The organism is Uliginosibacterium sangjuense (assembly GCF_059132465.1).
Genome location: NZ_CP101132.1, coordinates 1,615,746 through 1,641,890, shown reverse-complemented (window position 1 = coordinate 1,641,890; position 26,145 = coordinate 1,615,746). Strand labels below are relative to the sequence as shown.

Here is a 26,145-nt window from a genome sequence, read left to right as displayed (position 1 = left end):
ACAAGCCCCGCGAACGACAGAACGCGCTTAACGCACCTCCACCTCGTACCACAGGCTCTTGTACTGCGGCCCCAGCTCCAACAGAGTCTCCTTGTCGCCGGACACCTTGAGCGGTGCGCGCCGGTTACCGCGCTCGTCCAGCGCCCAGGCACTCACCCGCTTCGCAGCGACCGGCAGGGTTACACGGGCGCGGATGCCTTCGACCAGCACCGGCGCCTTGCCCCAATTGCGGCCCAGGCTGCTGCGCTGCTTGTCGTCGAGCCAGCGCTGGCCGGTGTTCTCCTGTCCGCCCAGTGCGGTGATCAGCACTCGCCCCTTGGCGCCGAAACTCTTGCCTTCGAGCAGGGTGGTCATCAGCACGCCGCTGTCATTGCGGGCCTCCAGGAGTTCGAGTTGAACCCCGTCGGCGCTGAAGGCTTCGCGCATGCGAGCACCGATCAGCCCCTTGCTGCGCTCGGTGTCGATGGTCACGGTCGCCTTCTTCTCCGCACCCCAGGTCAGCTCACCACTGCGGCTGCGGATCGGCGTGGGCGGCACTTCCTGTGCTTCGCTGCCCACGGAGACGGGCTTGACCAGCGACAGATTGCGCGGCACGCCCCAGGCGTCGGCCGAGGGCATGCGGTGGCTGCGCCGCAAGGCGTCGAGCTGCAGAGTCTGCGAAGGCTCCTTGTCGCTCGGGCTGCCTGAACTGGACACGTCGCCCCGGCGGAACAGCGCAGCCGCCGCCACGAGGCTGCTCATCTTGACCGGGTCGCTGTGGGCATCGAAGAAATTGACGATGCGCCCGGGGTTCCAGTTGCCGTCATGCGCGCCATAGCTGTAGAGGAAGATGCCGTCCCAATCCTGCATCGCGGCGTAAGCGGCGAGCAGTGGCAGGGTCTCGCCGGGGTAGTCGGTCGGCGCGGCGTGGTTGTACTCGGTCACGACGAAAGGCTTGCCCGGCACGCGACGCAGTGCCAGGTCCGCCAGCGTGCCCGCACCATCGACGCCGGCCATGGGTTTGTTGCCGATGCTCCAGTTGTCCGGGTCCCAGGGCTTGCCGGGGAATGTCGGGTGCTGCCAATAGGCGTGGCCATCGACCACGTCCATCTCGCCCTGTATGCTGCCAGGACTGTAGGACACCTGGGTACCGATGACCAGCGCGCGCGTTTTCAGCTCGTTGCGGAGGAAGTCGCGCATACCGTTCCAGTACGCCAGCTCGGTGTCCCACAGGAAGCGCAGCCAGTCGCGCTGACCTTCCAGCGTGCGGCTGAGGAAATCGCCAGTGCTCGACATGCGCACCGTGCCTTGCTCAAGCGACTCGCCCTCATCCAGCCCTAGCGTGCCGCCATGGCGCAGGCTCGCGTCAGCCACGAAGAGGCTGCCCGTCTGCTGGCCGAGGTCACCAATGGTCAGGCGCGCGATGTCGTCACCCTCGGTGGGAGCGAAGGTGAAGCGGTGGTCGCGCCACGCCGTGCCAACCTGCACCTCGGTGCTCCACAGGTAAGCCCAGGGCGCATGGGCCTGCATGGCCATCAGCTTGATCTTGCGCGGCTTGTCGGCGCGCAAGCGCAGCTTCAGGGTGTAGGGTTCGCCAGCCTTGAAGCGCAATAGGCTCTGGTGCCACTGCACATGCCAGCGTTCGACTCCCGGGCGGGTGACGCGCAATTCGCCGATACCGTGCGCGGCCAGGGTCGTGGTGGCCTGCGCCTGTCCGACCACCTGCAGATTCCAGCCCGCGCTGTTGGGCATGGCGTTGATGCGCGGGTCCAGCATCTCGAAGCCCAGGCTCACCTCGCGCGCGCCCCAGGCCTTGGCCAGCGCCTCGCTGCTGCGGTAGCGCGCGCGCAGCCATTGCGTCCACTTGTCGTGCAGCGCCGAGCGGTAGGGCTCGTTCATTTCGTTGAGCGAGCCAACGCGCCACTCGCGTAGCAGGCCGTTCTCATTGTTGATCTCGACCAGCGCGATCGCCGGCTCCTCCGCATAGCGCGTGCCGGTGTAGCGATTCTCATGGCTGAGCAGCGCGCGTGCGTAGTCCTTCTGCATCGCGATCATCGGCTCATAGAAGTTGTCGACACCCTTCCAGTACTTGGGCGTGCTCTCACCCCAATCGGCAAAGCCGGGGTACTTGCGGCCCACATGCAGGTTGAGGTTGGTGTAGATCCCTTCGCGCTTGAGCGCGGCGATGAAGTAGTCGAGCTTCTCCAACTGCGCCGGATCGATGGTCTTCATGTCCTTCTGCAGCAGTCCACGCGGCGCGGGACTGGAATCCAGATGGTGGAAACGCGCGATGTTGACCCCCAGGCGCGCCAGGCGCGCGGCTACGCCATCCGCTTCCTCGTGGGTTGGGAAAGCGCCACCGAACACGATGTTCACACCGATCAGGCGCAGGCGCTTGAAGCCGACATAGAGATGCCCGTCGCGCACCGTGACGAAACCATGCTTGCCGGCTGGCTTGTCGTTCCAGCTACTCAGGTTGGTGAGGTTCGGCGAGTTGTCGTTCCACGGCATCGCGTAGGGGAACAGATCCTCGGCACGAACGTTCGCCCCGCACAGCACGAGCAACAGACACAGGCAACGGACCAGCATGCGGATTTCTCCCGACGACTCAGTGACCCGCATTCTACGACCGCGCAGGTCCAAACACTTGCCGCTCGCACACCGCCGCGCCTACACTGGACACCGTCCGCATGACTGACGCGATTTCAGGGGAGGCGACACCCCGGGGAAGTGCGGATATGCCGCAGCCATGCGGCATGCGAGCCGCGCGTCTGGGCCTCATCCTGAAACCTTCCGGTTGTCAGGGAGCGCCCGAGGGCGAGCCTGCGACCGGACCACGCCCGTGGAGGTCGCCATGCAAGCCAGTCCGTCTACCAGTACATTTTCATCTCCCAGCCTGTCCGCACTTGATCCGGCCATCGCCGAACTGATCGCTGCCGAGGACATCCGCCAGCGCGACACCGTGCGCCTGATCGCCTCCGAGAACTACGCGTCCCGGGCCGTGCGCGAGGCCAGCGGCTCCGTGCTCACCAACAAGTACTCCGAAGGCTACCCCGGGGCACGCTACTACGAGGGCCAGCACAACATCGACGCGGTGGAGCGCCTCGCCATCGCGCGCGCCAAGGCCTTGTTCGGCGCCGAGCACGCCAACGTGCAGCCGCACTCCGGCTCGCCCGCCAATCTCGCGGTTTATCTGGCCTTCCTGCAGCCCGGGGACACGGTGCTGGCGATGTCGCTTTCGCATGGCGGCCACCTGACCCATGGCTCCAAGGTGTCCATCACCGGCAAGCACTGGAGCGTGGTGCATTACGAGCTGGATCGCGCCACCGAGCGCCTGGACTACGACGCCATCCGCGCACTGGCTTTGCAGCATCGTCCGAAACTGATCATCGCCGGTCACTCGGCCTACCCGCGACTGATCGACTTCGCCGCCTTCCGCCGCATTGCCGACGAGGCAGGCGCCATCCTGCTCGTCGACATGGCCCACTTTGCGGGCCTGGTGGCCGGTGGTGCGCATCCCTCGCCCATCCCCTACGCCGACGTGGTGACCACCACTACGCACAAATCCCTGCGCGGGCCGCGTGGCGCCATGATCCTGTGCCGCGAGATGCACGCCGCCCGGATCGACAAAGCCGTATTCCCCGGCCTGCAGGGCGGGCCGCACAACGCGATCACGGCGGCCATCGCGGTCAACCTCCAGGAAGCCGCCCAGCCCGCCTTCGCTGGCTACGCCCAGGCCTGCGTCCGCAATGCCCGCGCGCTGGCCGACACCCTGATGTCCCGCGGCTTCAAGCTGGTCTCTGACGGCACCGACAACCACCTCATGCTGATCGACCTGCGCAACAAGGGGCTGGGCGGCAAAGCAGTGGCGCAAGCGCTCGACCGCGCCGGGCTGGTCGCCAACTACAACGCTGTCCCATGGGACGACCGCAAGCCGCAGGACCCATCGGGTCTGCGCCTCGGCTCACCCGCCATGACCACGCGCGGCTTCGGCGAAACAGAGTTCCGCCAGATCGGGGAATGGATCGCCCAGATCGTCGACAGCGGCCTGGACGAGCAGCACATCGGACAGACCGGCCACGCCGTGCGCGAGCTGTGTCGCCACTACCCCATGCCCTAAGAAGCTGTAACAAAATGGAGTGAAGCGCAGCGAAACGGTTCTGGCTAGGCGCACCGACGCAGACAGTACAAGTAGTACGGCGAGGAGGCGGAACAACGCCGGAACCACTTTGTTGCGGCGTCTATGTCGGCCGCGAGGGCGGTCTCACCGCCTTCGCCCTGGCGCGCTATGCTGCACGCCATTCTCTGCTGGAGCACTCATATGCCCTCGATCTGCGTCTTCTGCGGTGCTGCTGCAGGGCACGACCCGAAATACGCCGAAGCTGCCCGTGGCTTCGGCCGGCTGCTCGCGCGCCAGGGCTTCGAGCTGGTGTGGGGCGGTGGCCATGTCGGGCTGATGGGCATCGTCGCCGACACGGTACTGGCGGAAGACGGTCGCACCTACGGCGTCATCCCGGCCTTCATGGCCGACCGCGAACTGGCCCATCCGCGCTCCACCAAGCTGCGCGTGGTGGATTCGATGCATACGCGCAAGGCCGAGATGGCCAACCGAGCCCAGGCTTTTGTCGCCCTGCCTGGCGGGATCGGCACCCTGGAAGAGTTGTTCGAGGTTTTCACCTGGGCCCAACTGAGCCTGCACGACAAGCCCATCGGACTGCTCAACGTCGATGGATTCTTCGACCCCCTGCTGCAGATGCTCGAACACATGGTGACGCAAGGATTCGTCAAACCCGCGCATCTCGACCTGCTCTGCCACGCCAGCACGGCGGAAGAACTGCTTGCCCTGCTCCAGCCACGTATCGGAACCGGGGTCTCGGAGGACCTGCGGGAAATCTGAGGCGCCCCGGTCCCCACGCGTCTCACACAACTCAGTTCCCCCTCGGCACGGGTGCCTCGTCAGCATGCTCAGGCAGCACAGGGCAATGTGATGTGAGTCATGGATTTGTCAGGCAAAGACCTTACAATCGAGGCAAATCTGACATCTGCCCATGTTTACCCTCCTCGAACGCGCCGAGCTCTCCGTTCCTCTTTTTGTCCTGATCGCCATCGGCTACACGCTGATTCGCGGTCTGCAATGGCCGAAATCCATCGCCGAGGCCCTGTCCCGCTTCGTTTTCTCGGTCGCCCTGCCGGCCCTTCTGTTCCAGATGATGTCGGACTTTTCGCGCCTGCCGCCGGTGGATGCGCGCCTGCTGATCGCCTTCTTCGGCAGTTGCCTGATCGTCTTCGTGCTGGGACGGCTCATCGCCCGGCAACTCTTCCGTCTCGACGGCGTGTCCGGTTCAATCTTCGCACTGGGCGGCGTCTTCTCGAACAACGCGATGCTGGGCATCCCGCTCGCCAAGGTCATGCTGGGCGCCGCCGCCCTACCTTCGGTCGCCCTGGTCCTGGTGTTCAACTCGCTGGTCCTGTGGACCCTGGTCACGGTATCGGTGGAATGGGCCCGCCATGGCAGCCTCAGCGTGGACGGGTTCCTCAACACCACCAAGAGCGTGCTGAAGAACCCCATCGTGGCGTCGATCCTGTCCGGCACGCTGGTCGCCCTGATCGGCATTCCCCTGCCCACCATGGTGAATCTGCCGCTGACCATGCTCAGTCAGGCCGCCGCACCACTGGCCCTGATCGCCCTCGGCATGAGCCTGGCCGAATATGGCGTACGCGCGAACTGGCGCATCAGTTCCGCCATCACCGTCCTGAAGCTGCTGATCCAGCCCCTGGTGATCTGGATGATTGCCCGTGCGCTGGGCCTGCCTCTGATCGAAACCCAGGTCATCGTCCTGCTGGGCTCCATCGCGGTCGGCGCCAACGTCTACCTGATGGCCCGTCACTTCAGCGCGCTTGAAGGCCCCATCGCCGCCAGCTTGGTGCTGTCTACCGCGCTGTCATCGGTGACCACGCCCATCGCGCTGACGCTGGTGGCCAATCACTTTCATTGAACGGGACGATAGCTTTCCTGCTCCCGGCTTTTTCGTTAGCATTGATTTTCCTTCCGGTCGCCCCAACCATTGCTTTCAGATGGCATGTGACTGCCTGCAAACGACCGAAATTTCTGTGAGGAATCATGAGCGAACACATTCTCCACGTCTCCGACGCCAGTTTCGAACAAGACGTGATCAAATCCGGCACCCCCGTCCTGCTCGACTACTGGGCGGAATGGTGCGGCCCCTGCAAGATGATTGCCCCGATCCTGGACGAAATCGCCAAGGATTACGCCGGCAAGCTGGTCGTGGCCAAGCTGAATATCGATGAAAACCAGGAAACCCCTGCCAAGTTTGGCGTGCGTGGCATCCCGACCCTGATGCTGTTCAAGGGCGGGAATATCGCGGCCACCAAGGTCGGTGCGCTGTCCAAATCGCAGCTGGCTGCCTTCATCGACGGCAATCTCTGATTCAATCGTTTGACAGGCCGGGACCAAGTCGTTAAAGTCCCGGCCAATCCTTCGCGCAGGCCTGTTTTTCGGCCATCCCCGGCGCGACACGAATAAATCCCCGGCTCTTCACAACGCACCCGCTGCGCTCAGCCCGCGCGCATCCGTCCTACCCGTTTCCCGTCCAAGGTTTGCCATGCATCTTTCAGAGCTCAAATCTCTGCACGTCAGCCAGTTGCTCGAAATGGCTGCGGCCAACGAGATCGAAGGCGCCAACCGCCTGCGCAAGCAGGAACTGGTGTTCGCGCTGTTACGCAACCGCGCAAAAAAAGGCGAGCCCATTTTCGGGGACGGCGCCCTGGAAATCCTGCCGGACGGATTCGGTTTCCTTCGCTCGCCTGACACCTCCTATCTGGCCGGCACCGACGATATTTACGTTTCGCCCTCGCAGATCCGCCGCTTCAATCTGCATACCGGCGACACCATCGAAGGCGAGATCCGCACCCCCAAGGACGGCGAACGTTATTTCGCGCTGGTGAAGGTCGACAAGATCAACGGCGAACCGCCGGAAGCCACCAAACACAAGATCCTGTTTGAAAACCTCACGCCGCTGCATCCGGACGAAGTCTTCAAGCTGGAGCGCGACATGCGCGGCGAGGAGAACACCACCAGCCGCGTGATCGACATGATCGCCCCCATCGGCAAGGGTCAGCGCGGCCTCCTGGTCGCTCCGCCGAAGTCCGGCAAGACCATCATGCTGCAGCACATCGCGCACGCCATCACAGCCAACCACCCGGAAGCCGTGCTGATCGTGATGCTGATCGACGAGCGCCCGGAAGAAGTGACCGAAATGCAGCGCTCGGTGAAGGGTGAGGTCGTCGCCTCGACTTTCGACGAACCCGCGACGCGTCACGTGCAGGTCGCCGAAATGGTGATCGAGAAGGCCAAGCGCCTGGTCGAGCACAAGAAGGACGTGATCATCCTGCTCGACTCGCTGACTCGCTTGGCGCGCGCCTACAACACTGTGGTGCCGGCCTCCGGCAAGGTACTGACCGGCGGCGTGGATGCCAATGCCCTGCAAAAGCCCAAGCGCTTCTTCGGCGCCGCGCGGAATGTCGAGGAAGGCGGCTCGCTGACCATCATCGCCACTGCGCTGATCGACACCGGCAGCCGCATGGACGAAGTCATCTACGAAGAGTTCAAGGGTACCGGCAACATGGAAGTCCACCTCGACCGTCGCATGGCCGAGAAGCGGATCTACCCGGCCATCAACGTCAACCGCTCCGGCACACGTCGCGAGGAGCTGCTGATCGAGCCGTCCGTACTGCAGAAGGTGTGGATCCTGCGCAAGCTGCTCTACAACATGGACGAACTGGATGCGATGGACTTCCTGCTCGACAAGGTCAAGCAGACCAAGACCAATGCCGAGTTCTTCGACGCCATGCGTCGCTGAGCCCATACTTGAGCCGATCTGCATTTGCTGACATAATCGCGGGCTCTGCAATCTTGGGCGGTCACACCCTCCGCCCGCACGAAAAGGAAGATCATGAAAGCCGAAGGCCATCCGAATTACGCCGATGTGCAGGTTACCTGCTCCTGCGGCAACAAGTTCACCACCCGCTCGACCATGGGCAAGCCTGCCTACCACGTCGAAGTGTGTTCTGAATGCCATCCCTTCTGGACCGGCAAGCAGAAGATTGTCGACACGGCCGGCCGCGTCGAGCGCTTCCGTCAGAAGTACGGCAAGCGCTGATCCGCGCCCACCGACCAAAAAGGCAGCCGATGGCTGCCTTTTTTGTTTTTCGTCCCAGTGTCCCGGACCAGTCTGAAGGCAAGGCGGGCTAGAATCCGGCGAAACTTTTTTCCAGGTCAGCCGCCTCTTCATGTTCAGCGCCAAGCACGCAGTTCCCAAGAATTACCTGCCGCCCTACTGGCTCCTGCTTGTCCTGTTCGTCGCTTACGCCCTGCCCGGCAACCTGCTACATGCGCCCTGGCGCGGCGATGACCTGATCGCCATCGACATTGCGACGGGCATCCTGCGGCATGGCGACTGGCTTGCCCCGTCTTTGGCAGGCAGCCACTCTGTCGACTGGTGGCCGCCGCTTCCCCATTGGCTGGGCGCCATCCTCGGGCTCAGCCTGGGCTGGCTGATCCCAGAGCATGATGCGATCCGCCTCGCCTCCGTCGTCTCCCTGACCATCCTGCTGCTGTGCCTGCGCGGCATCAGCCGGCACCTGTACGGTTCCGACGCGGCCCGCGCCGCCGTCCTGATCACGCTGGGTTCGTTGGGCCTGCTGGTGCATGCCCATGAGGCACAGCCGTTGATGCTGCTGTGCGCCAGTGTGGCGGCGACGCTCTATGGCCTGGTCCTGGCGCGCGAAAACCCGCGCCGTGGCGCCCTCGTCGCCGGCATTTCGGCGGCGGCGGCCTTCCTCAGCGGTGGCCTGGCGGGCGCCTTCCTGACCCTGCCCCTGTGGTTCGCCATGCCGGTAATCTGCACCGAATGCCGCGACCGGCAGATGCGCCGGGAATGGCTGTTCGCCCTGGCCCTGGCCCTGTTGCTGGCGGCCACCTGGCCTGTTCTGCTGGCCATCCATGAGCCTGCACTGTTTGCCGAATGGTGGGCCTATGAATGGCGCGAGATCCTGCCGCACGCCTCGCATCTGAATCGCCTCGGGCAACTGGGCAGCCTGCTGGCCTGGTTCGCCTGGCCCCTGTGGTTGATCGCGGGCTGGAGCCTGTGGCGGCAGCGCCGCCAGTGGCGCGAGTTCCGCCTGCTCCTGCCCACGCTTGCCACCATCCTGGCTCTGTGGCTGGTGAGCACGACCGGCTCCCTGCGCAACGCCAACATGCTGCCGCTGTTGCCGCCGCTGGTCGTACTGGCGGCCGGGGAACTGCCGAAACTGCGTCGTGGTGCGATCAACTTCCTGGACTGGTTCGGGGTGATGACTTTCTCCGCCATCATCGCCTTCATATGGCTGGCTTTCGTGGCCCTCCACCTGGGCTGGCCGAGCGGGTTGGCGCGCAACATCCGCCTGCTGGCTCAGGGCTATGACATGCCCTTCTCGCTGTGGGCCACGTTGATCGCGGCCGCACTCACCCTGGGCTGGATCGCCTCGATCACCCGCATGCCCTTCTTCCAGCTACGTGGTGCGGTGCACTGGGCCCTGGGTGTCACGCTCACTTGGGGAGTCGCCAGCGTACTGTGGCAACCCTGGATCGATTACACCAAAAACTATGCCCCCACGATCGAACGTATCGCCAGCGACACGCGGGGCGCAAAGTGCCTGGCCACGCTGGGAGCCGGCGCGGCCCAGCATGCTGCGCTGAACTACTTCGCCGGCATCCTGCCGCGCAGCGTCGATGCCCAGCCTCGTCGGGCCTCACAATGCCCCTACCTGCTGACCTACGCCTCCGGCCGCAACCACGTGGTCCCCACGGCCGGCCCGGGATGGGAGCAGATGTGGCAGCTACGGCGCGGACGAGGGCGCACGGCGGAAACTTTCGTGCTCCATCGTCGCGCCGACTGAGAGGCCCTTCCGCTTCAGCGAGACGGGGCCTGCAACTGACGCATCAGCTCCGCATCTGCATCGCCTGCGGTTGGCGCCGACTCCGCTTCCGGAGCCTGAAGCTCGGGCGGCAAGGCCATCTCGGGATCACCTGACGGCTCTTCGGGTACCAGGATCTGCACCTTGTCGAGATCGACCTGCTCGGTCTTGCCCAAGCCAACCTGCACCATCTGCGGGAAGGCGATGACCAGACAAACCATCACGACCTGGATGATCACAAAGGGGATCGCCCCCCAGTAGATATCTGAGGTGCGTACCGCTGCGGGTGCCACCGAGCGCAGGTAGAACAGCGCGAAACCGAAAGGCGGATGCATGAACGAAGTCTGCATGTTCACGCCCAGCAGCACGCCGAACCAGATCAGGTCGATGCCCAGTTTTTCCGCCACCGGTCCCAGCAAAGGCACGACGATGAAGGCCAGCTCGAAGAAGTCGAGGAAGAAGGCCAGCACGAAGACCAGGATGTTCACCACGATCAGGAAGCCCAGTTGCCCGCCCGGCAGGCTGGTCAGCAGCTCCTCGACCCACTTGTGCCCATCGACGCCATAGAAGGTCAGGCTGAAGATGCGCGCACCGATCAGGATGAAGACCACGAAGGTGGTCAGGCGCGCGGTCGACTCCAGGGCCTGACGCAACAAACCCCAGTTGAGCCGGCGACGGGCCAGCGCCATGACCAGTGCCCCCATCGCCCCCATCGCGCCGCCTTCGGTGGGCGTCGCGATGCCCAGAAAGATGGTGCCCAGCACGAGGAAGATCAGCGCCAGCGGTGGCACCAGCACGAAGGTCACGCGCTGCGCCATCTGCGACAGCAGGCGTAGCCCCAAGAGCTTGTGCAGGCGCGAGATCGCATACGCCGTGGCCGCCCACGCAGACATGCACAGCACGACCATGCCGTCGGTGGCCACCGTATCCACCGTCCCGCCCGACAGCGTCATCATGATGGACAGCGGCAGGCTGCTATAGGCAAAGGCCACGGTGACGCCACCCGCAAAGAGCGACAGCAAGAGCAGAGACAGCAGTCCGGACTTGCCGTCCGGTTCGCGCAGGGTGCGCGCTTCTGGTGGCAGCGCCGGTGCCCATGCCGGACGCAGCACGGTGACGCCAATGATGTACAGCAGGTACAGGCCGGTCAGCACGAAGCCCGGGATGAACGCGCCCTTGTACATGTCGCCGACCGATCGGCCGAGCTGGTCGGCCATCACGATCAGCACCAGCGAGGGCGGGATGATCTGCGCCAGCGTGCCCGACGCGGCGATCGTGCCGCAGGCCAGGCGTTTGTCATAGCCATAGCGCAGCATGATGGGCAAGGAGATCAGACCCATCGAGATCACCGAGGCGGCCACCACGCCGGTCGTGGCCGCCAGCATCGCGCCGACCAGCACCACCGCGATAGCGATGCCGCCACGCACCGGACCGAATAGCTGCCCGACCGTCTCCAGCAGGTCCTCGGCCATGCCGCTGCGCTCCAGGATCAGCCCCATGAAGGTGAAGAAGGGAATCGCCAGCAAGGTGTCATTGCTCATGACACCCCAGATGCGATCCGGCAACGCCTGGAACAGCGCCGGCGACAGCATGCCCAGCTCGATACCCAGCAGGCCGAAGATGCCGCCGCAGGCGGCCAGGGCGAAAGCCACCGGGTAGCCCAACAGGAGGAAGATCACCATGGCGCAGAACATCAGGGGCGCCATGTTGTGCATGATGAACTCGATCATGACTGGCCCTCCTGCGCCGCACGGCTACGGCGGATCTCCTCGGCGAGCTTCTCCTCGTCGCTCTGCTCGACCACGCCGGTGGGCGGCTGGTAGTCCCCACGCAGGAAGGCGATGCGCTTGACGAGTTCCGACAGCCCTTGCAGCAGGAGCAGACCGAAGCCCACGGGCACCAGCAGGCGCGCGGGCCAGATAATCAGGCCGCCTGCACTGTTGGACATCTCGCCGCTATGCAAGGACTCCAGGAACACCCACCACGACAGCCAACCGACCAGCACCACGATGGGCAACAGGAAGAACACGGTGCCCAGGATGTCGATCCACGCGTTCACCCGCGAACCGAAGCGATTGGTGATGATGTCGATGCGCACATGGGCGTTCTTCTGCAGCGCGTAGCCCGCACACAGCAGGAAGACAGCGGAGAAGAGATACCACTGAATCTCCAGCAAGGAGTTCGAGCTGATGTCGAATGCCTTGCGCACCACCGCATTGCCAGCACTGATGATGGTCATCACCAGCACCAGCCAGACCGCTGCCTTGCCGACCCATTCATTGAGCCGATCGATGGCAAACGCAAACCGCAGCCATTGCTTCACGTGTCTCCCCCTCGAGTAGGCCTTCGCACGCCGATCCCAGGTCTCACGCATGGTGCGGCGCGAAGGCCGCGTAATATTACGTCATGACCCAGATCAAGACACTCACCCGCCTGTGCCTCGTCCGCCACGGCGAGACCGACTGGAACACCCAGCGCAGGCTGCAAGGCAGCACCGACATCCCGCTCAACGCACAGGGCCGACGCCAGGCTCAGGCGACGGCCGAACGGCTCGCGGACGAACGCTTTGACCACCTTTACAGCTCCGACCTGGGCCGTGCCCTGGAGACCGCGCGCGCCAGTGCCCAGCGCCTCGGGCTGCCCATCCGGCCCCGGCCTGAGCTGCGCGAGCGGGATTACGGCCAGATCCAAGGCTTGACCCACGACGAGGCCCTCCACCGCTACCCAGCGCTGCAGCCGCGCCTGCGCGCCCGTGAGCCTCATGCCACACCGCCCGGCGGTGAGTCGCTGGCCGTCTTCTCGCAACGCGTTCAGGACGCCTTCACATCGCTGGTGGACAGCCACGCCGGTGCCACCCTGCTGATCGTCAGCCATGGTGGCGTACTGGACATCGCCTACCGGATGGCCACCGGCATGCCGCTCGAAGCACCGCGTGATTTCGTGATCGGCAACGCCTGCATCAACTGGATCGTGCATGACGGCACGGACTGGCAACTGGAGAGCTGGGGCGACGATGCCCACCTGACCGGCGCCCTCGACGAACTGGCCGGCTGAGCCAGTTCATACCCCGTGTCGCAGCGCAACGGGGGCTCACGGTATAATTCGCGCTTTGCCTCAACCCTTTACCAGGCCCACCATGTTCTCCAAGCAAGCCACCCTGTCCCAATACGATCCCGAGCTGTGGTCCGCCATCCAGGCTGAAAACAAGCGCCAGGAAGACCACATCGAGCTGATCGCCTCCGAAAACTACGTGAGCTGGGCGGTCATGGAAGCCCAGGGCTCGCAACTGACCAACAAGTACGCCGAGGGCTACCCTGGCAAGCGCTACTACGGTGGCTGCGAGTATGTCGACGTGGCCGAGCAGTTGGCCATCGACCGCCTGAAGAGCCTGTTCGGTGCCGACGCCGCCAACGTGCAACCCAATTCCGGCTCGCAGGCCAACCAGGCTGTGCTGATGGCCTTCGCCAAGCCGGGCGACACCATCATGGGCATGAGCCTGGCCGAAGGCGGCCACCTCACCCACGGCATGCCGCTAAACATGTCTGGAAAGTGGTTCAACGTCGTCGCCTACGGTCTCAACGAGAAGGAAGAGATCGACTACGACGCGATGGAAGCGCTGGCCCGCGAGCACAAGCCGCGCATCATCGTGGCCGGTGCCTCGGCCTACGCCCTGCGCATCGATTTCGAGCGCTTCGCCAAGATCGCCAAGGAAGTCGGCGCCATCTTCTGGGTGGACATGGCCCACTACGCCGGCCTGATCGCCGCCGGCTACTACCCGAACCCGGTGCCGCACGCCGACGTCGTCACCTCGACCACGCACAAGACCCTGCGCGGCCCGCGCGGCGGCGTGATCCTGATGAAGGCCGAGCACGAGAAGGCCATCAACTCCGCGATTTTCCCCGGCCTGCAAGGCGGTCCGCTGATGCACGTGATCGCCGCCAAGGCCGTCGCTTTCAAGGAAGCCGCCACGCCCGAGTTCCGCCGCTACCAGGAACAGGTCATCGCCAATGCCCGCGTCATGGCCCGCGTGCTGTCCGAGCAGCGCGGCATGCGCATCGTGTCCGGCCGCACCGAGAGCCATGTATTCCTGGTCGACCTGCGCGCCAAGAAGATCACTGGCAAGGAAGCCGAGGCCATCCTGGGCAAGGCGCACATCACGGTGAACAAGAACGCCATCCCCAAGGACCCGGAGAAGCCCTTCGTGACCTCGGGCATCCGCATCGGCAGCCCGGCCATGACCACGCGCGGCTTCACCGAGATCGAAGCCGAGCGCATTGCCCACCTCATCGCCGACGTGCTGGATGCTCCGCACGATGAAGCCGTGATCGCCCGCGTGCGCGACGAAGTGTCGGCACTGTGCAAGAAGTTCCCGGTGTACGGCGCCTGATCGAGCAGTACTGAAAAAGGGAGACCAGGGGTGAAGAACACAACAAACAAGCCGTACCCCGCCATCACCGATCCGGGGCAGAAGCCTGTCCTGGTAGGCGGTCTCCCGCCCCTCACTGGCGGGCGCGCGTCATGAAGTGTCCCTTCTGCGGCGCGCCCTCCACCCAGGTCACCGACACGCGCGAGAACGACGAGGGCGACATCATCCGCCGCCGTCGCCGTTGCGGTGAGTGCGACAAGCGCTTCACGACCTACGAACGGATCGAGCTGCGCATGCCGCAGATCGTCAAGAAGAACGGCAGTCGCACCGAGTTCGACCGCGACAAGGTGCTCGCCAGCATGAAGCTCGCGCTGCGCAAGCGGCCGGTCACGGCCGAAAGCGTGGATGCGGCCATCGACCGCATCGAGAGCCGCCTGCTCTCGCTGGGTGAAAAGGAAATCCCCTCCGACAAGGTTGGCGAGCAGGTCATGCGCGAACTGAAGCGCCTCGACAAGGTGGCCTACATCCGCTTCGCCTCGGTCTATCGCAACTTCGAGGACGCGGAAGAGTTCTCCGAAGTGATCCGCGAAGTCACCACCACCAAACCCAAGGCGCGCACGCCGGGCCGCTCCTGATCGCCAAGCACGACGGAGCACGGTCCATGATCCACCCCTTCGACGAACAGCACATGGCCCAAGCGCTCGCGCTGGCCGAGCACGGGTTGTTCACGACCATGCCCAACCCGCGCGTGGGCTGCGTGATCGTGGCGCCGGACGGCAAGCGCGTGATCGGTGAGGGCTGGACCCAGCCGGCCGGCCATAACCATGCCGAGATCGAGGCGCTCAACGATGCCGCGCGACGCGGCCGCGAAGTACGCGGCGCCACCGTCTACGTCACGCTGGAGCCCTGCAGCCATTTCGGCCGCACGCCCCCCTGCTGCGACGCGCTGATCCGTGCCGGCGTGGCCCGCGTGGTGGTTGCCACGGGCGACCCGAATCCCAAGGTGGCCGGTGCCGGCGTGGCCCGATTGCGCGAGGCTGGCATCCATGTGGATGTTGGCGTGCGGGCCGCCGAGGCGCGCAGCATCAACGAAGGATTCATGTCGCGCATGGAGCGCGGCCGCCCCTGGCTGCGCATCAAGTCCGCCGCCTCGCTCGACGGCCGCACCGCGCTCGCCAATGGCCAGAGCCAGTGGATCACCAGCGAAGAGGCGCGCGCCGACGCGCAGCACTGGCGTGCGCGCTCCTGCGCCATCCTGACCGGCATCGGGACAGTGCTGGCCGACAACCCGCGCCTCACGGTGCGTGGCCATACGATCATCCGCCAGCCGCTGCGCGTGGTCGTCGACAGCCAGTTGCGCACACCGCTGGACGCCGCCGTGCTGGATGCCGGGCGCGCGCTGATCGCCACCGCCCAGACCGAGCCCGCGCGTTTCCGCCCCTACGAAGACAAGGGCGTGACAGTGCTGAGCCTGCCCACGGCAGAGGGCGGCGTCGACCTGCCTGCCTTGATGAGCGCGCTGGGGCAGCGCGACATCAACGAAGTCATGACCGAAGCCGGTGCCCAGCTCAATGGCGCGCTGATCGCCATGGGCTGCGCCGACTCACTCCTGCTCTACCTCGCCCCCTGCCTGCTGGGCGATACGGCGCGCGGCATGTTCGCCTTGCCCGAGCTGGCTTCACTGGAGCAGCGGGTGGGCCTGCGCATCCAGTCGCTGCGCCCGATCGGCGACGATCTGCGCGTGCTGGCGCAATTCAACTACGCCTGAACCAGACGTAGCCCCGGGCCAGTCGTGCGACGGGACAAGAATTGCCCCGCCAACTCTGGATTCAGCGGTTTCGAGAACAGGTAGCCCTGGAACTCATCGCAGCCAGCCGCCACCAGCATGTGAAACTGGCCTACCGTCTCCACGCCTTCCGCCACCACCGACTTGCCCAGGCTGTGCCCCAGCGAGATGACCGCCCGCGCGATGGCCCGCGCATCCTCCTCGCGGTCGCAGGTGGAGACGAAGCTGCGGTCGATCTTGAGGGTGTCGACCGGGAAACGCCGCAGGTAGGCCAGCGAGGAATAGCCCGTGCCGAAGTCATCCAGCGCAACGCGCAGGCCAAGCGCCTTGAGTCCGCGCAGCGTGGCAGCGGCGCGATCCACGTCGGCCACCAGTGAGCTCTCGGTGATCTCGAATTCCAGGTGACGCGCGGGCAGGCCGGTCTCGGCCAGCACCTCGCCGACCAGGCGCACCAGGTCCTTGTCGCGGAACTGCGCTGCCGACAGGTTGACCGCCACGCTGCCCAGCTCCTTGCCGGCAGCCAGCCATTCGGCGGCCTGGGTGCACGCGCGGCGCAGTACCCAGTGGGTCAGCGGCACCACCAGGCCGGTCTCCTCGGCCAGCGGAATGAAACGGTCCGGCGGCACCTGCCCCAGGCTAGGGTTGTACCACCGCATCAAGGCCTCGCAGCCGGTCGGCCGACCCAGCGCATCAACCTTGGGTTGGTAGGCCACGGTGATCTCGTCGCGTTCCAGCGCGCGGCGCAACGCCGACTCCAGCTCCAGACGCTGATGCGCCACCTCGTTGAGCTGCGCAGTGTAGAAGCGATAAGAGCCCTTGCGTTCGCCCTTGGCCTGATACATCGCGGCATCCGCATGGCGCAGCAAGGTGCCCAGATCGCGGCCGTGCGCGGGATACACCGCCACCCCGATGCTGCAGCTCACCTGCAGCGAATGCCCGACCAGCGCCACCGGCTGGGCCACCGCATGCTGGATGCGCTCCAGCGTCTGCGCGGTCTCGTCTTCCTGCCAGTGGCCTTCGAGGATCAGCACGAACTCGTCGCCGCCGTAGCGCGCCACGGTGTCGCAGTCGCGCACGCATTGCCGCAGGCGCAAGGCCATCTCGACGATCAACTGGTCGCCGGCGGCATGCCCCAGGCTGTCGTTGATGACCTTGAAGTTGTCGAGGTCGATGAACAGCACGGCGAGCTGATCGTGCTGGCGGTTGGCGCGGGCGATCGACTGGTCGAGCCGGTCCTGCAGCAGGCTGCGGTTGGGCAGACCGGTCAGCGCGTCGCGCGAGGCCTGGTGCTCCAGTTGTTGCTGGTAGCGACGGCGGTCGGTGATGTCCTCGACCGTGCCTTCGTAGTACAGGAAGCTGCCGTCCGCCGCATGCACCGCGTGCGCGTTCTCGGCGATCCAGATGCGGCGGCCGTCGGCGCAGCGCACCTCGGCCTCGAAGTTGCGCACCACGCCATCGGCCTCGATGCGCTGCTTGAACTGCGCGCGCCGCGTGGGATCGACGTAGAGCGCGTTGGCGATGTCGGACAAGCCGCTCACCAGGGCCTGCGGCGAAGGGTAGCCGTAGAGCCGTGCCAGCGCGTTGTTGGCGGCCAGGTAACGGCCGTCTTCCGAGGTCTGGTACATGCCTACCTCGGAGTTCTCGAAGATGCTGCGGTAGCGCAGCTCAGCCTCCTCCAGGCGGAAGATGGTCTCCACCCAGTCGGTGATGTCCTCGATGAAACCTTCCAGCACGGTCTCGCCGCGCTCGTCCACCACCAGGGTGCCGCGCTCCTGGACCCAGCACACCTGGCCATCCTTGCGACGGATGCGGTACTCGACGCGATAGTGGCCGCCGCGGCTGATCGCCCGCTCGATGTGGCGCCGCACGCGCAGGCGGTCCTCCGCCTCCGTCATGGCCTCCAGCGTGGTGACACGCTGCTGGATCAGCTCGTCCTCGGTGTAGCCGGTCAGGGCCAGGCAGCCGGCGCTGACGAAATGCAGGCTCCAGTGTTCGTCGAGGGCACAGCGGAACACCATGCCGTCGAGGTTGCCGGCCAGCACCGCCAGCACGCGGTGGCCGTCGATGTCGCGCAGCCCCGTAAGGCCTGGCGCGACGCGCCCCTGCTCCGTCATGCGATCGCTCCATGCATGCGGCCCGGCGTGGGGGCGAGGCCGCTGCCGGAGTCCGATAAGTCCTGCAGGGTCTCGCCATGGCTGCCGATCCAGCCGAACACCGCGTCGATGGCACGCGTGGCGGTAGCGAAGTAGTCCTGCGCACCCACGCTGACGCGGCCGCCGTCGAGCACCCGCTTGCGCAGCATCACCAGCAGCTCCTCCACCGCCCGTTGCGCCTGTTCGGCACTGCGTGGGCGGTCGGAACGGCGTGTCGCGAGCAGCAAGGATTCGGCGCGCGCGATGAGGAAGCCCAGGCGCACCCGCGCCACCGGCGAGCACTGCCCGGTCACCGCCACCGAGGTACCCAGCGCGCGCGCCTGCCCCAGGCATTCGGCCAGGGCCGGCAGGCGGTGCACATAGTCGCTGACCAGGCCGGTCGGCAACTGGCGGCCCGCCACTGCTTCGATACGCGCCTCGCCCAGGGCGGCCAGCCAGTCCAGCAGGCGGCTGATCATCTGGGTGTGAAGGTGGATCAGGTCGGCCGCGCTGCTCTGTCCCAGCCCTTCGGTCAGCTTGCCCCACTTGTGCTGGAACACGGCCCATTCGTTGGCGGTGAAACAGGGACGTGCCTGCGCCGTCTCGCGCCGTGCCATCTCGGTGATGGCGGGCCACAGACCGTCGATCTCGCCCTGCAGCGTGCGCCGCCGCTCGGCGAAACTATGGTCACCCGATACCAGCGCCGCACTGGCGCCACGATGCTGTTGCAGCAGGCCCAGCAGGCGCAGCAGCAGCGCGCAGTCGCGCGCCGCCTGGCCGATCTGGCGCGGCGACTGCGCGCTCTGATGGCGCAAGAACAACAAGCCGGCGAGCACGGCGATGCCGGTGAAGGGAAGGATCAAGGCCCAGTCGGTCGTCATGTCGGCACGCTCATTCGTAACGGAAGTGCTGGATGTGCACCGACAGGTGACGTCCAAGCTGGTCGAGGTACTGCGCCAATTCACGGTTGTCGTGGGTGAGGCGCTCGTTGCTGTCGGCCAGGCTCGCCACCGACTCGATGTCACGCGCGATGCTCTGGCAGGCGGCACTCTGCTCAGCCGCCGCGCTGGCCGTCTCGCTGGCCAGGTGGCGTGTCGATCCGGCCAAGCGCGCCACCTCGTCCAGCGCAGCCACGGCCGCCGCACTGTCCTCGCCGCTGCGCGCGGTGCGCTGACGCACCTGGTCCATGGCTGCCTGCATGGCCTGCACATCCCCTTCGATGCCGGCGATGCGCTCGGCGATGTCGCGCGTGGCCTGGGCGGTACGCTCGGACAGCTTGCGCACCTCGTCGGCCACCACCGCGAAACCGCGCCCCTGCTCACCGGCGCGCGCCGCCTCGATGGCCGCATTCAGTGCCAGCAGGTTGGTCTGCGAAGCGATGTCTCCGATCAGGCCGGCAATGCCCCCGATCTCGCGCGAGCGTTCGTCCAGCCGGTGAGCATTGCCATCAGCACCACTCACCGCCGCCGCCAGCGTCTCCAGCGTGTCCGCCAACTGGGCCACACGGGCCTGGCAGCCTGCCACCAGCTCGCCCGTGCTGGCTGCCACGCCAGCCATGTCACGCGCGTTGTCGCTGGCCACGGCGAGGCCCGCCGTCAGTTGTTCCAGCGCCGCCGCCGAGGACTGGGTCACGTCGCGCTGGGCGCGCACGCCCTCGTCGCCACCCACCGCATTGGCCGAAGTCTCGTGAGCCACGCTGGCCAGCTCGTGCGTGCTGCGCGACAGCTCGATGAAGACGCGTCCCAGGGCGTGCGCCATGGCGTTGAACTGCTCCGCCAGCACGCGATGCGCTGGCACGCGGGCCGGGTCGATGCGCTGGCGCAGGTCGCCCGCCGCCAAGGCTTGGGCGAAAGCACTCAATCCGTCCAGCAGGCGACGTTCGGCCACCCTCGCCCGCCACAGCATGAGCACCCCGACCGCTACCAGGGCCAGCGCGGTCAGCACGCCCGGCCACGCCCCCTGTGCCAGGGCCAGGCCCAGCGCCAGGCCGCTCAGCAGGCCGGCCCCCCACAGGATCGCCAGGGCGTCCGGTGGGCGCACGCTGCTGCCGGTGGCGACAAGCCCCGGCGGCGCCACGCGGACACCGGACGGGAGGGGCAAGGACGGGGTCTGGGCCATGAGTTCGGGTCTCCGTGATGGGCGTTTCTCGTTATATGGCGGCTGATGCAAGTTGCTTGCCAATCTGCCAAAACCATCACAAACACCGGGATAACAGGGTCGACCGGGCACCGCGACAGTGCCCCGCGCACCATCGCAGAGCCTACGTCTGCGGCAGGGTTTTCTCGGGCAGGGAGTGAGGCAGGGGGGAGCCGCTATAATGCGCGGCTACTCTTGAAATGAACCGGTAATCGAAACATGGAAGCAGAACGCCTCAACGCCATCACCAACAAGATGTCCGACCTCAAGACCCGGGGTCAGGAACTGCGGAGGTATCTTTGACTACGACAACAAAGCCGAAAAGCTAGTCGAAGTCAGCAAGCAGCTCGAAGACCCGAAGATCTGGGACAACGCGCAGTTCGCGCAGGAACTGGGCCGCGAAAAGAAGGCCCTGGAAAACGTGGTGCTGGAGATCGACGCCATCGAGCAGGGTCTGAAGGACTGTGCCGAGCTGTTCGAGCTCGCCTCGATGGAAGAGGACGAGGACACCGTGGCCGCCGTCGAAGCCGATCTGGCCACGGTCGAGGGCAAGGTGGCAGGCCTGGAATTCCGCCGCATGTTCAACAACCCGATGGACCCGCAGCCGGCCTTCATCGAAATCCAGTCTGGCGCCGGCGGAACCGAAGCCCAGGACTGGGCGCAGATGCTGGAACGCATGTACCTGCGCTACTGCGAGAAGAAGGGCTTCACCGTCGAGCTGATGGAAGAGTCCGAGGGGGAAGTGGCGGGCATCAAGAGCGCCACGATCAAGATCACCGGCGACTATGCCTACGGCCACCTGCGCACCGAGACCGGCATCCACCGCCTCGTCCGCAAGTCACCGTTCGACTCCAACGCGCGTCGCCACACCAGCTTCGTGTCGGTCTTCGTGTTCCCGGAGGTCGACGACTCGATCGAGATCGACATCAACCCGGCCGACGTGCGCACCGACACCTACCGCGCCTCCGGCGCCGGCGGCCAGCACATCAACAAGACCGACTCCGCGGTGCGCCTGACGCACGTGCCCAGCGGCATCGTCGTGCAGTGCCAGAACGACCGTTCGCAGCACCGCAACAAGGATGAAGCCTGGAAGATGCTGCGCGCCCGCCTGTACGAAGCCGAACTGCGCAAGCGCCAGGCCGAGCAACAGAAGCTGGAAGACGCCAAGAGCGACATCGGCTGGGGCCACCAGATCCGCTCCTACGTGCTGGACCAGGGCCGCATCAAGGACCTGCGCACCAACTACGAGGTCGGCAACACGCAGGCCGTGCTCGACGGCGACCTCGACGGCTTCATCCAGGCCAGCCTCAAGCAAGGCGTCTGAGCGCGTGCGCGGACTCCATCGCCTCCTCCTGCTCGCCCTGCCTGCCCTGCTCCTCGCCGGGCAGGGCCGGGCCCAGTTGCTGCCCAGCCAGCCCGCACCGAGCAGTGCGGAAACCCGCTCGGCCACGGCCGACCGCGTGTTCGCCGAGGCCAAGCCACGCCTGCTGCAGATCCGCTCGCTGGTCACCGCCTCGCGCTCACAGTCCTCCATCGGCTCGGGCTTCCTGGTGCGCAACGACGGCAAGCACACGCTGGCGGTGACGAACTACCACGTGGTCTCGCAGAAGGTGCTGGAGCCTGACCAGTACACCCTGGAGTGGGTCAGCACCGACAACACGCGCGGCGAGCTGGAAGTGCTGGCGATCGACATCGCGCACGACCTCGCGCTGGTCCGCTTCAAGGCCACCACGGCGGCGCTCGGTGCGCCCTTCGCGCTGGCCGCGCGCGAGCCGCAGCGCGGGGAGAAGGTGTTCTCGCTGGGCCGCCCGCTGGACCTGGGTTTCAACATCGTCGAAGGCACCCATAACGGCGTGGTCGAAGGCGACTACCGCGAGCAGTTCCTGTTCTCCGGGCCGATCAACTCCGGCATGTCCGGCGGCCCGGCACTGACCGGCAGCGGCGAGGTGTACGGCATCAACGTCGCGCGCAACCTGCGCGGGCAACTGGTGAGTTACGTCGTGCCAGTGCGCTTCGCCGCCGAGCTGATCCGCGCCACACCGGCCGACGCCCCCGCACCGGATGGCGCCGCGCTGGTCAAGGCCATCACCCAGCAGCTCGCCGCCCGCCAGAAAGGCCTGCATGCTCAGCTCTTCAGCAAGCCGCTGGCGCAACGCGAGCTGGGCCGCTTCCAGGTGGCCGAAGAAATCCTGCCCTATGTGCGCTGCTGGGCCAGCACCAGCAATCACCAGGAACAGAAGTCCTTCTCCACCGACTCGCTGAACTGCCGCTCCGACGCCAGCCTGTTCCTCGGCAACAACCTGAACATCGGCGACGTGGCCTGGGATCACACCCTGGTGCGCAGCCGCGAATTCAACCGCCTGCGCTTCGACTCCCTGCTGTCCTCGCAGTTCGGCATCCCCGGCCCGCGCATGCCGCGCAAGCACGCTGGCGTGCGCCGCTGCAGCGAGGACTTCGTGACCCTGGGCGAGCGCACCTGGCGGGTCGCCTTCTGTGCGGCGGGCCTGCGCAAGTTCCAGGGCATCTACCTGTTCAACATGGTGGCGATGTCGGTCGACGAGCGCGCGGCCGATGCGCGCGGCGAGCGCCAGGCCCTGGTCACGCGCCTGGCCGTCAGTGGCGCAAGCTATGAGGACGCCCAGGCCATCGTGCGCCGCTTCCTGGAGGCCACGCGATGAACCGCGACCTCTACCTCGAATTCGCCAGCCGCTCGGGCGAGTTCCAGTTCCGCCAGCGCCTGCAGTCGCTGCCGGCCACGGTGGGCCGCAGCCTGCATAACGATTTCGTGCTCGACGACCCCTATGTCGCCGCCAGCCACATCGAGATCAGCGCCAACCCCGACGATCCGGGCGAGCTGCTGGTGCGCGACCTGGGCAGCCGCAACGGTCTGTTCCTGGACGACCGGCGGGTGCAGCTTGCCCGCGTGCGCCCCGGCCAGATGGTGCGCCTGGGGCACACCACGCTGCGCGTGCGCAGCCCGGACGAAGCGGTCGCCCCCGAGCGCATCGACGCCTTCGCCTCGCAGGCCTTCTCGCTGTCGGCGGGAACCACCCTGGTCGTACTGATCGCACTGATCGCCATCGCCCAGACTCCGCTCAACCAGTTCAACGAGATCGGCGCCAAGACCTGGATGGTTTCGGTGCTGGGCCCGCTCGGCCTGGTCGTCGGCTGGTCCGCGCTGTGGGCCATGCTGACCCGTCTGTTCTCGGGCCGCGCCCAGTTCGGCGCGCACCTGGCCATTGCCGCCTGGACCATGCTGGGTGTAGAGCTGAGCAGCCAGCTCATCGGCCTCACCGCCTATGCCCTGTCACTGTCCTGGCTGGCCCAGGCGATCACGCCGCTTGCCTTCGCGCTGATGGGCTGGGCCTTGTTCCGCCACCTGTCGCTGGCTCAGTTGCGCTGGCCACAGGCCAACCGTGCCCTGGCCCTGGTCTTGCTCGCCCTGCCGCTGAGCCTGTGGATGATCTCGAACTGGGAAGCGCGCCGCAGCCTGCTGGGTGACCCGCTGGTCACCACGACCTACCTCCCCGCCCTGCGGCTGGTCTCCGGAAAATCGCCGGATGACTTCGTCGCCGCCATCGGCAAGCTACGCCCCGCCGTCGATGCGCAAGCCGCCGACGAGCAGGAGAGCGGGACGCAGGACGACGACGAATTCGTCGAGGAATGACGCGCCCGCGCCGCGCTGTCACCACTTACCGTCGCCATGGATAACCGCCCCTTCGATCTCGCAGAGTTCCTGCAACCCGGTCTGCAACCCGATGACGTGCCCGCGCTGTGGTCGCTGGTGCGCTCGCGCAGCCTCATCGACACCTTCATCACGCTGTTCCGCGGCGGCGAGGAAGAGGTCTTCATCCGCCTGCACGTGCTGCGCGAGATCGGCGCCCACGCCGACCGCCCGCGCTGGGAGCCGGACGAACTGCGCCGCCATTTCTCCTACATCGACCCAATCAAGCTGGAGACCGTGCTGGCGCGCCTGCGCGGCAACGGCCTGCTGGGGGTCGGCGAGGATGGCCGCTACGCCTTCTCGGATGCCGGCCGCAATGCGGTGGCCGCGGTGGCCGCCCTGCTGCGCTTCGGCGACAACGAGGACGCCGAGCTGGGCTTCCTGACCACGCAGCTCGCCGGCATGCAGGCCACCGGTACGCTGACGCCGGAGATGCTGCAGCACCTGCTGGCCAAGCTGAACGCGCTGACCGGCTCCTTCGAGGACGCCATCGCCTCCGGCTCCGAGTTCCGCATCCTCGACGCACGCTCGCGCCTGTCAGCCAACACGCGCTGGCTGGAGAAAGGCACCGAGTTCCTGCGCAGCCTGCTGGCCGACGAAGAGATCAGCGCTGAAACCGGTCGCGTGGCACATGCCATCGGCCTGGCGCAGAGCCGCCTGGCGCGCGTCGATGCGGCCTTCCAGCGCGCGCTGAACAAGATCGAGTCACAGCGCGTGACCCTGGGCTCCTCCGGCGTATCGTCCTCCGATGCGGCCGCCTGGCTGCGCAGCCTGGATGCACGCCGCATCGTGGCGCTCGTGGACGGTGCCTTCATCGCGGCGCCGCAGGCCAAGTTCCTGGCCGGCGGCCACGAACTGCTGGACCGCGCCGAAAGCGTGCTGTCGGAAGAGGTCAAGCGCATGGAGGCCGATACCAGCCTGCCGCCGGCCTTCGAAGCGCCACGCGACATGGCGCCGGAAACCGAAGACCTGTCGCTGCTCAACAAGCTGAGCGAGCGCGTCGGCGGCATCCCCTCCGCCGCGCCGCTGCACAAGCTGGTGCTGGGCGGCGGCTTCGGTCCGGCGAGCTATCGCCTGTCGCTGCTAGCCCTGCTCGGTGGCGTCGAAGCGCAAGCCGAAGGCCCGGTCGCCGACTTCACCCAGATGCCTTACGACCTGCTGCTTGAACACGAACTCGTGACCGTCAATGAAGACGAGATCGCCCGCATGTCGGCCGGCCAGATCGTGCGCCAGGAGCGTGGCGCGCCGACCGGCGCCGACACCGGCACGACCACTCAAACTCCCTGAGTTTTCCTATGGAACACGACATCACTACGCTCACTGCCCGCCTGATTGCCCACGGCTGGCTGCCCCGCACCGATGAACAGGTGCGCCGTGCCCTGGTCGACGAGAGCTTCCGCAGCGAGATCGAGCAACGTCTCGGCCAAGTGGGCCTCGCCCTGCTCGACAACCCCTTTGCCGCGCACGTCGCCGTCGGCCTCAAGGACGGTGTCATGGACTGGGTGTTCGGTGGGCGTGAATACCAGGCCAGCACCATGGGCCTGACGCGCGACGAGATCGCACTGCTGATCGTCATCTGGGCCCTGATCGTCCTGCCCAAGCGCGAGCGCCAGTTGGGCCGGCGCGGCATCGACGACGACGGCCAGGACGACATGTTCGGCCAGGAAAAACCCATCGTGCATGGCGAGGAAGTCTCCGGAGCCATTTCGGAAGCCTCGCTGCTGGCTGACTTCGGCGCGCAACTGGGCGGCAAGACCAAGATCCGCAACTTCGGGCTGGGCAAGCTCGCCCGCCTGGGCTTCATCGAGCGGCGCAACGGCTACATTCACGAAGGCCCGCTGCTCGACGTGCTGCTGGACTACCGCGTACTGGCCGACCGCATCATCAACGGCACCCTGGCCGACGTGCTGGCTGCAGCCGGCCGCAGCGTGCCGACGCAGGTGGATCTCGACGACGACATCCTGGATGACGAAGTCATCGACGACGGCGAGCCCGGCGACCCCATCGACGAGGCCGGCGAAGACGCCTGAGCCCTGACAGAACACAT

The 26,145-nt window shown here is 66.2% G+C and carries 22 protein-coding genes; 16 read left to right on the top strand and 6 right to left on the bottom strand.

The annotated features are described in order from the left end of the window. Positions 1 to 27 precede the first annotated feature (27 nt). Entirely contained in the window at positions 28 to 2,568 is a 2,541-nt protein-coding gene (locus tag NMB43_RS07435) for a carbohydrate binding domain-containing protein (protein ID WP_494351516.1), read from the bottom strand. Positions 2,569 to 2,833: 265 nt separating this feature from the next. Here NMB43_RS07435 and glyA (NMB43_RS07430) point away from each other — a divergent pair, with 265 nt between their 5' ends. The 7 genes from glyA (NMB43_RS07430) (at position 2,834) to NMB43_RS07400 (ending at position 9,936) form a co-directional block, all read left to right on the top strand. Then, on the top strand, positions 2,834 to 4,099 hold the full coding sequence (glyA, locus tag NMB43_RS07430; RefSeq protein WP_494351515.1) for a serine hydroxymethyltransferase: 1,266 nt from the start codon (positions 2,834 to 2,836) through the stop codon (positions 4,097 to 4,099). Between the two features lie 201 nt (positions 4,100 to 4,300). After that, the gene (locus tag NMB43_RS07425) at positions 4,301 to 4,876 is read left to right on the top strand and encodes an LOG family protein (RefSeq protein WP_494351514.1); all 576 of its coding nucleotides are present in this window, start codon (positions 4,301 to 4,303) and stop codon (positions 4,874 to 4,876) included. Between the two features lie 151 nt (positions 4,877 to 5,027). Further along, positions 5,028 to 5,975, top strand: coding sequence for an AEC family transporter (locus NMB43_RS07420; protein ID WP_494351513.1), 948 nt, complete (start codon positions 5,028 to 5,030; stop codon positions 5,973 to 5,975). Positions 5,976 to 6,100: 125 nt separating this feature from the next. Continuing rightward, positions 6,101 to 6,427, top strand: coding sequence for a thioredoxin TrxA (gene trxA / locus NMB43_RS07415; RefSeq protein WP_494351512.1), 327 nt, complete (start codon positions 6,101 to 6,103; stop codon positions 6,425 to 6,427). A 175-nt stretch (positions 6,428 to 6,602) separates the two neighbouring features. Next, positions 6,603 to 7,859, top strand: coding sequence for a transcription termination factor Rho (gene rho, locus NMB43_RS07410; RefSeq protein ID WP_494351511.1), 1,257 nt, complete (start codon positions 6,603 to 6,605; stop codon positions 7,857 to 7,859). A gap of 93 nt (positions 7,860 to 7,952) precedes the next feature. After that, entirely contained in the window at positions 7,953 to 8,159 is a 207-nt protein-coding gene (gene rpmE, locus NMB43_RS07405; RefSeq protein WP_494351510.1) for a 50S ribosomal protein L31, read from the top strand. Between the two features lie 130 nt (positions 8,160 to 8,289). Beyond that, the gene (locus NMB43_RS07400) at positions 8,290 to 9,936 is read left to right on the top strand and encodes an ArnT family glycosyltransferase (protein ID WP_494351509.1); all 1,647 of its coding nucleotides are present in this window, start codon (positions 8,290 to 8,292) and stop codon (positions 9,934 to 9,936) included. A gap of 14 nt (positions 9,937 to 9,950) precedes the next feature. Here NMB43_RS07400 and NMB43_RS07395 read toward each other — a convergent pair whose 3' ends face one another. After that, positions 9,951 to 11,684: a TRAP transporter large permease gene (locus NMB43_RS07395; RefSeq protein WP_494351508.1), complete on the bottom strand. Its 1,734-nt coding sequence runs from the start codon at positions 11,682 to 11,684 to the stop codon at positions 9,951 to 9,953. Further along, positions 11,681 to 12,277 carry a TRAP transporter small permease subunit gene (locus NMB43_RS07390; protein WP_494351507.1) on the bottom strand — a complete coding sequence of 199 codons (597 nt, stop codon included), beginning with the start codon at positions 12,275 to 12,277 and terminating at the stop codon, positions 11,681 to 11,683. Before NMB43_RS07390 ends, NMB43_RS07395 begins: the two co-directional genes overlap by 4 nt. 83 nt (positions 12,278 to 12,360) lie before the next feature. Here NMB43_RS07390 and NMB43_RS07385 point away from each other — a divergent pair, with 83 nt between their 5' ends. From NMB43_RS07385 to ribD, 4 genes are all read left to right on the top strand, one after another. Continuing rightward, entirely contained in the window at positions 12,361 to 13,008 is a 648-nt protein-coding gene (locus NMB43_RS07385) for a histidine phosphatase family protein (RefSeq protein WP_494351506.1), read from the top strand. An 82-nt stretch (positions 13,009 to 13,090) separates the two neighbouring features. Further along, complete coding sequence (gene glyA / locus NMB43_RS07380) at positions 13,091 to 14,341, top strand: serine hydroxymethyltransferase (protein WP_494351505.1); 1,251 nt, start codon at positions 13,091 to 13,093, stop codon at positions 14,339 to 14,341. Between the two features lie 131 nt (positions 14,342 to 14,472). Further along, complete coding sequence (nrdR, locus tag NMB43_RS07375) at positions 14,473 to 14,955, top strand: transcriptional regulator NrdR (RefSeq protein ID WP_494351504.1); 483 nt, start codon at positions 14,473 to 14,475, stop codon at positions 14,953 to 14,955. A 26-nt stretch (positions 14,956 to 14,981) separates the two neighbouring features. After that, positions 14,982 to 16,088: a bifunctional diaminohydroxyphosphoribosylaminopyrimidine deaminase/5-amino-6-(5-phosphoribosylamino)uracil reductase RibD gene (ribD, locus tag NMB43_RS07370; protein WP_494351503.1), complete on the top strand. Its 1,107-nt coding sequence runs from the start codon at positions 14,982 to 14,984 to the stop codon at positions 16,086 to 16,088. On the opposite strand, the gene NMB43_RS07365 is transcribed toward ribD, so the two are convergent. The 3 genes from NMB43_RS07365 to NMB43_RS07355 are packed head-to-tail and all read right to left on the bottom strand — an operon-like array spanning position 16,079 to position 20,356. Continuing rightward, positions 16,079 to 18,220: a putative bifunctional diguanylate cyclase/phosphodiesterase gene (locus tag NMB43_RS07365; RefSeq protein WP_494351502.1), complete on the bottom strand. Its 2,142-nt coding sequence runs from the start codon at positions 18,218 to 18,220 to the stop codon at positions 16,079 to 16,081. The genes ribD and NMB43_RS07365 overlap by 10 nt on opposite strands. Further along, a complete protein-coding gene (locus tag NMB43_RS07360) occupies positions 18,217 to 19,119 on the bottom strand; it encodes a nitrate- and nitrite sensing domain-containing protein (RefSeq protein ID WP_494351501.1) in 903 nt (300 codons plus the stop codon). The genes NMB43_RS07365 and NMB43_RS07360 overlap by 4 nt, the downstream gene beginning before the upstream one ends. 10 nt (positions 19,120 to 19,129) lie before the next feature. Further along, on the bottom strand, positions 19,130 to 20,356 hold the full coding sequence (locus NMB43_RS07355; RefSeq protein ID WP_494351500.1) for a methyl-accepting chemotaxis protein: 1,227 nt from the start codon (positions 20,354 to 20,356) through the stop codon (positions 19,130 to 19,132). A gap of 237 nt (positions 20,357 to 20,593) precedes the next feature. Here NMB43_RS07355 and prfB point away from each other — a divergent pair. The 5 genes from prfB to NMB43_RS07330 all read left to right on the top strand — a co-directional run bounded on the left by prfB (position 20,594) and on the right by NMB43_RS07330 (position 26,128). Beyond that, a protein-coding gene (gene prfB, locus NMB43_RS07350; RefSeq protein WP_494351499.1) for a peptide chain release factor 2 occupies positions 20,594 to 21,698 on the top strand; the annotation gives its coding sequence in 2 pieces (ribosomal slippage) (positions 20,594 to 20,674 and positions 20,676 to 21,698; 1,104 coding nt in all). A 4-nt stretch (positions 21,699 to 21,702) separates the two neighbouring features. Beyond that, complete coding sequence (locus NMB43_RS07345; protein ID WP_494351498.1) at positions 21,703 to 23,052, top strand: S1 family peptidase; 1,350 nt, start codon at positions 21,703 to 21,705, stop codon at positions 23,050 to 23,052. Then, on the top strand, positions 23,049 to 24,041 hold the full coding sequence (locus NMB43_RS07340; protein WP_494351497.1) for an FHA domain-containing protein: 993 nt from the start codon (positions 23,049 to 23,051) through the stop codon (positions 24,039 to 24,041). Before NMB43_RS07345 ends, NMB43_RS07340 begins: the two co-directional genes overlap by 4 nt. Before the next feature lie 36 nt (positions 24,042 to 24,077). Beyond that, complete coding sequence (locus tag NMB43_RS07335; protein WP_494351496.1) at positions 24,078 to 25,385, top strand: hypothetical protein; 1,308 nt, start codon at positions 24,078 to 24,080, stop codon at positions 25,383 to 25,385. 8 nt (positions 25,386 to 25,393) lie between these two features. Next, positions 25,394 to 26,128, top strand: a complete 735-nt coding sequence (locus NMB43_RS07330) for a hypothetical protein (protein WP_494351495.1) — start codon at positions 25,394 to 25,396, stop codon at positions 26,126 to 26,128. The last annotated feature ends 17 nt before the right edge of the window (positions 26,129 to 26,145 follow it).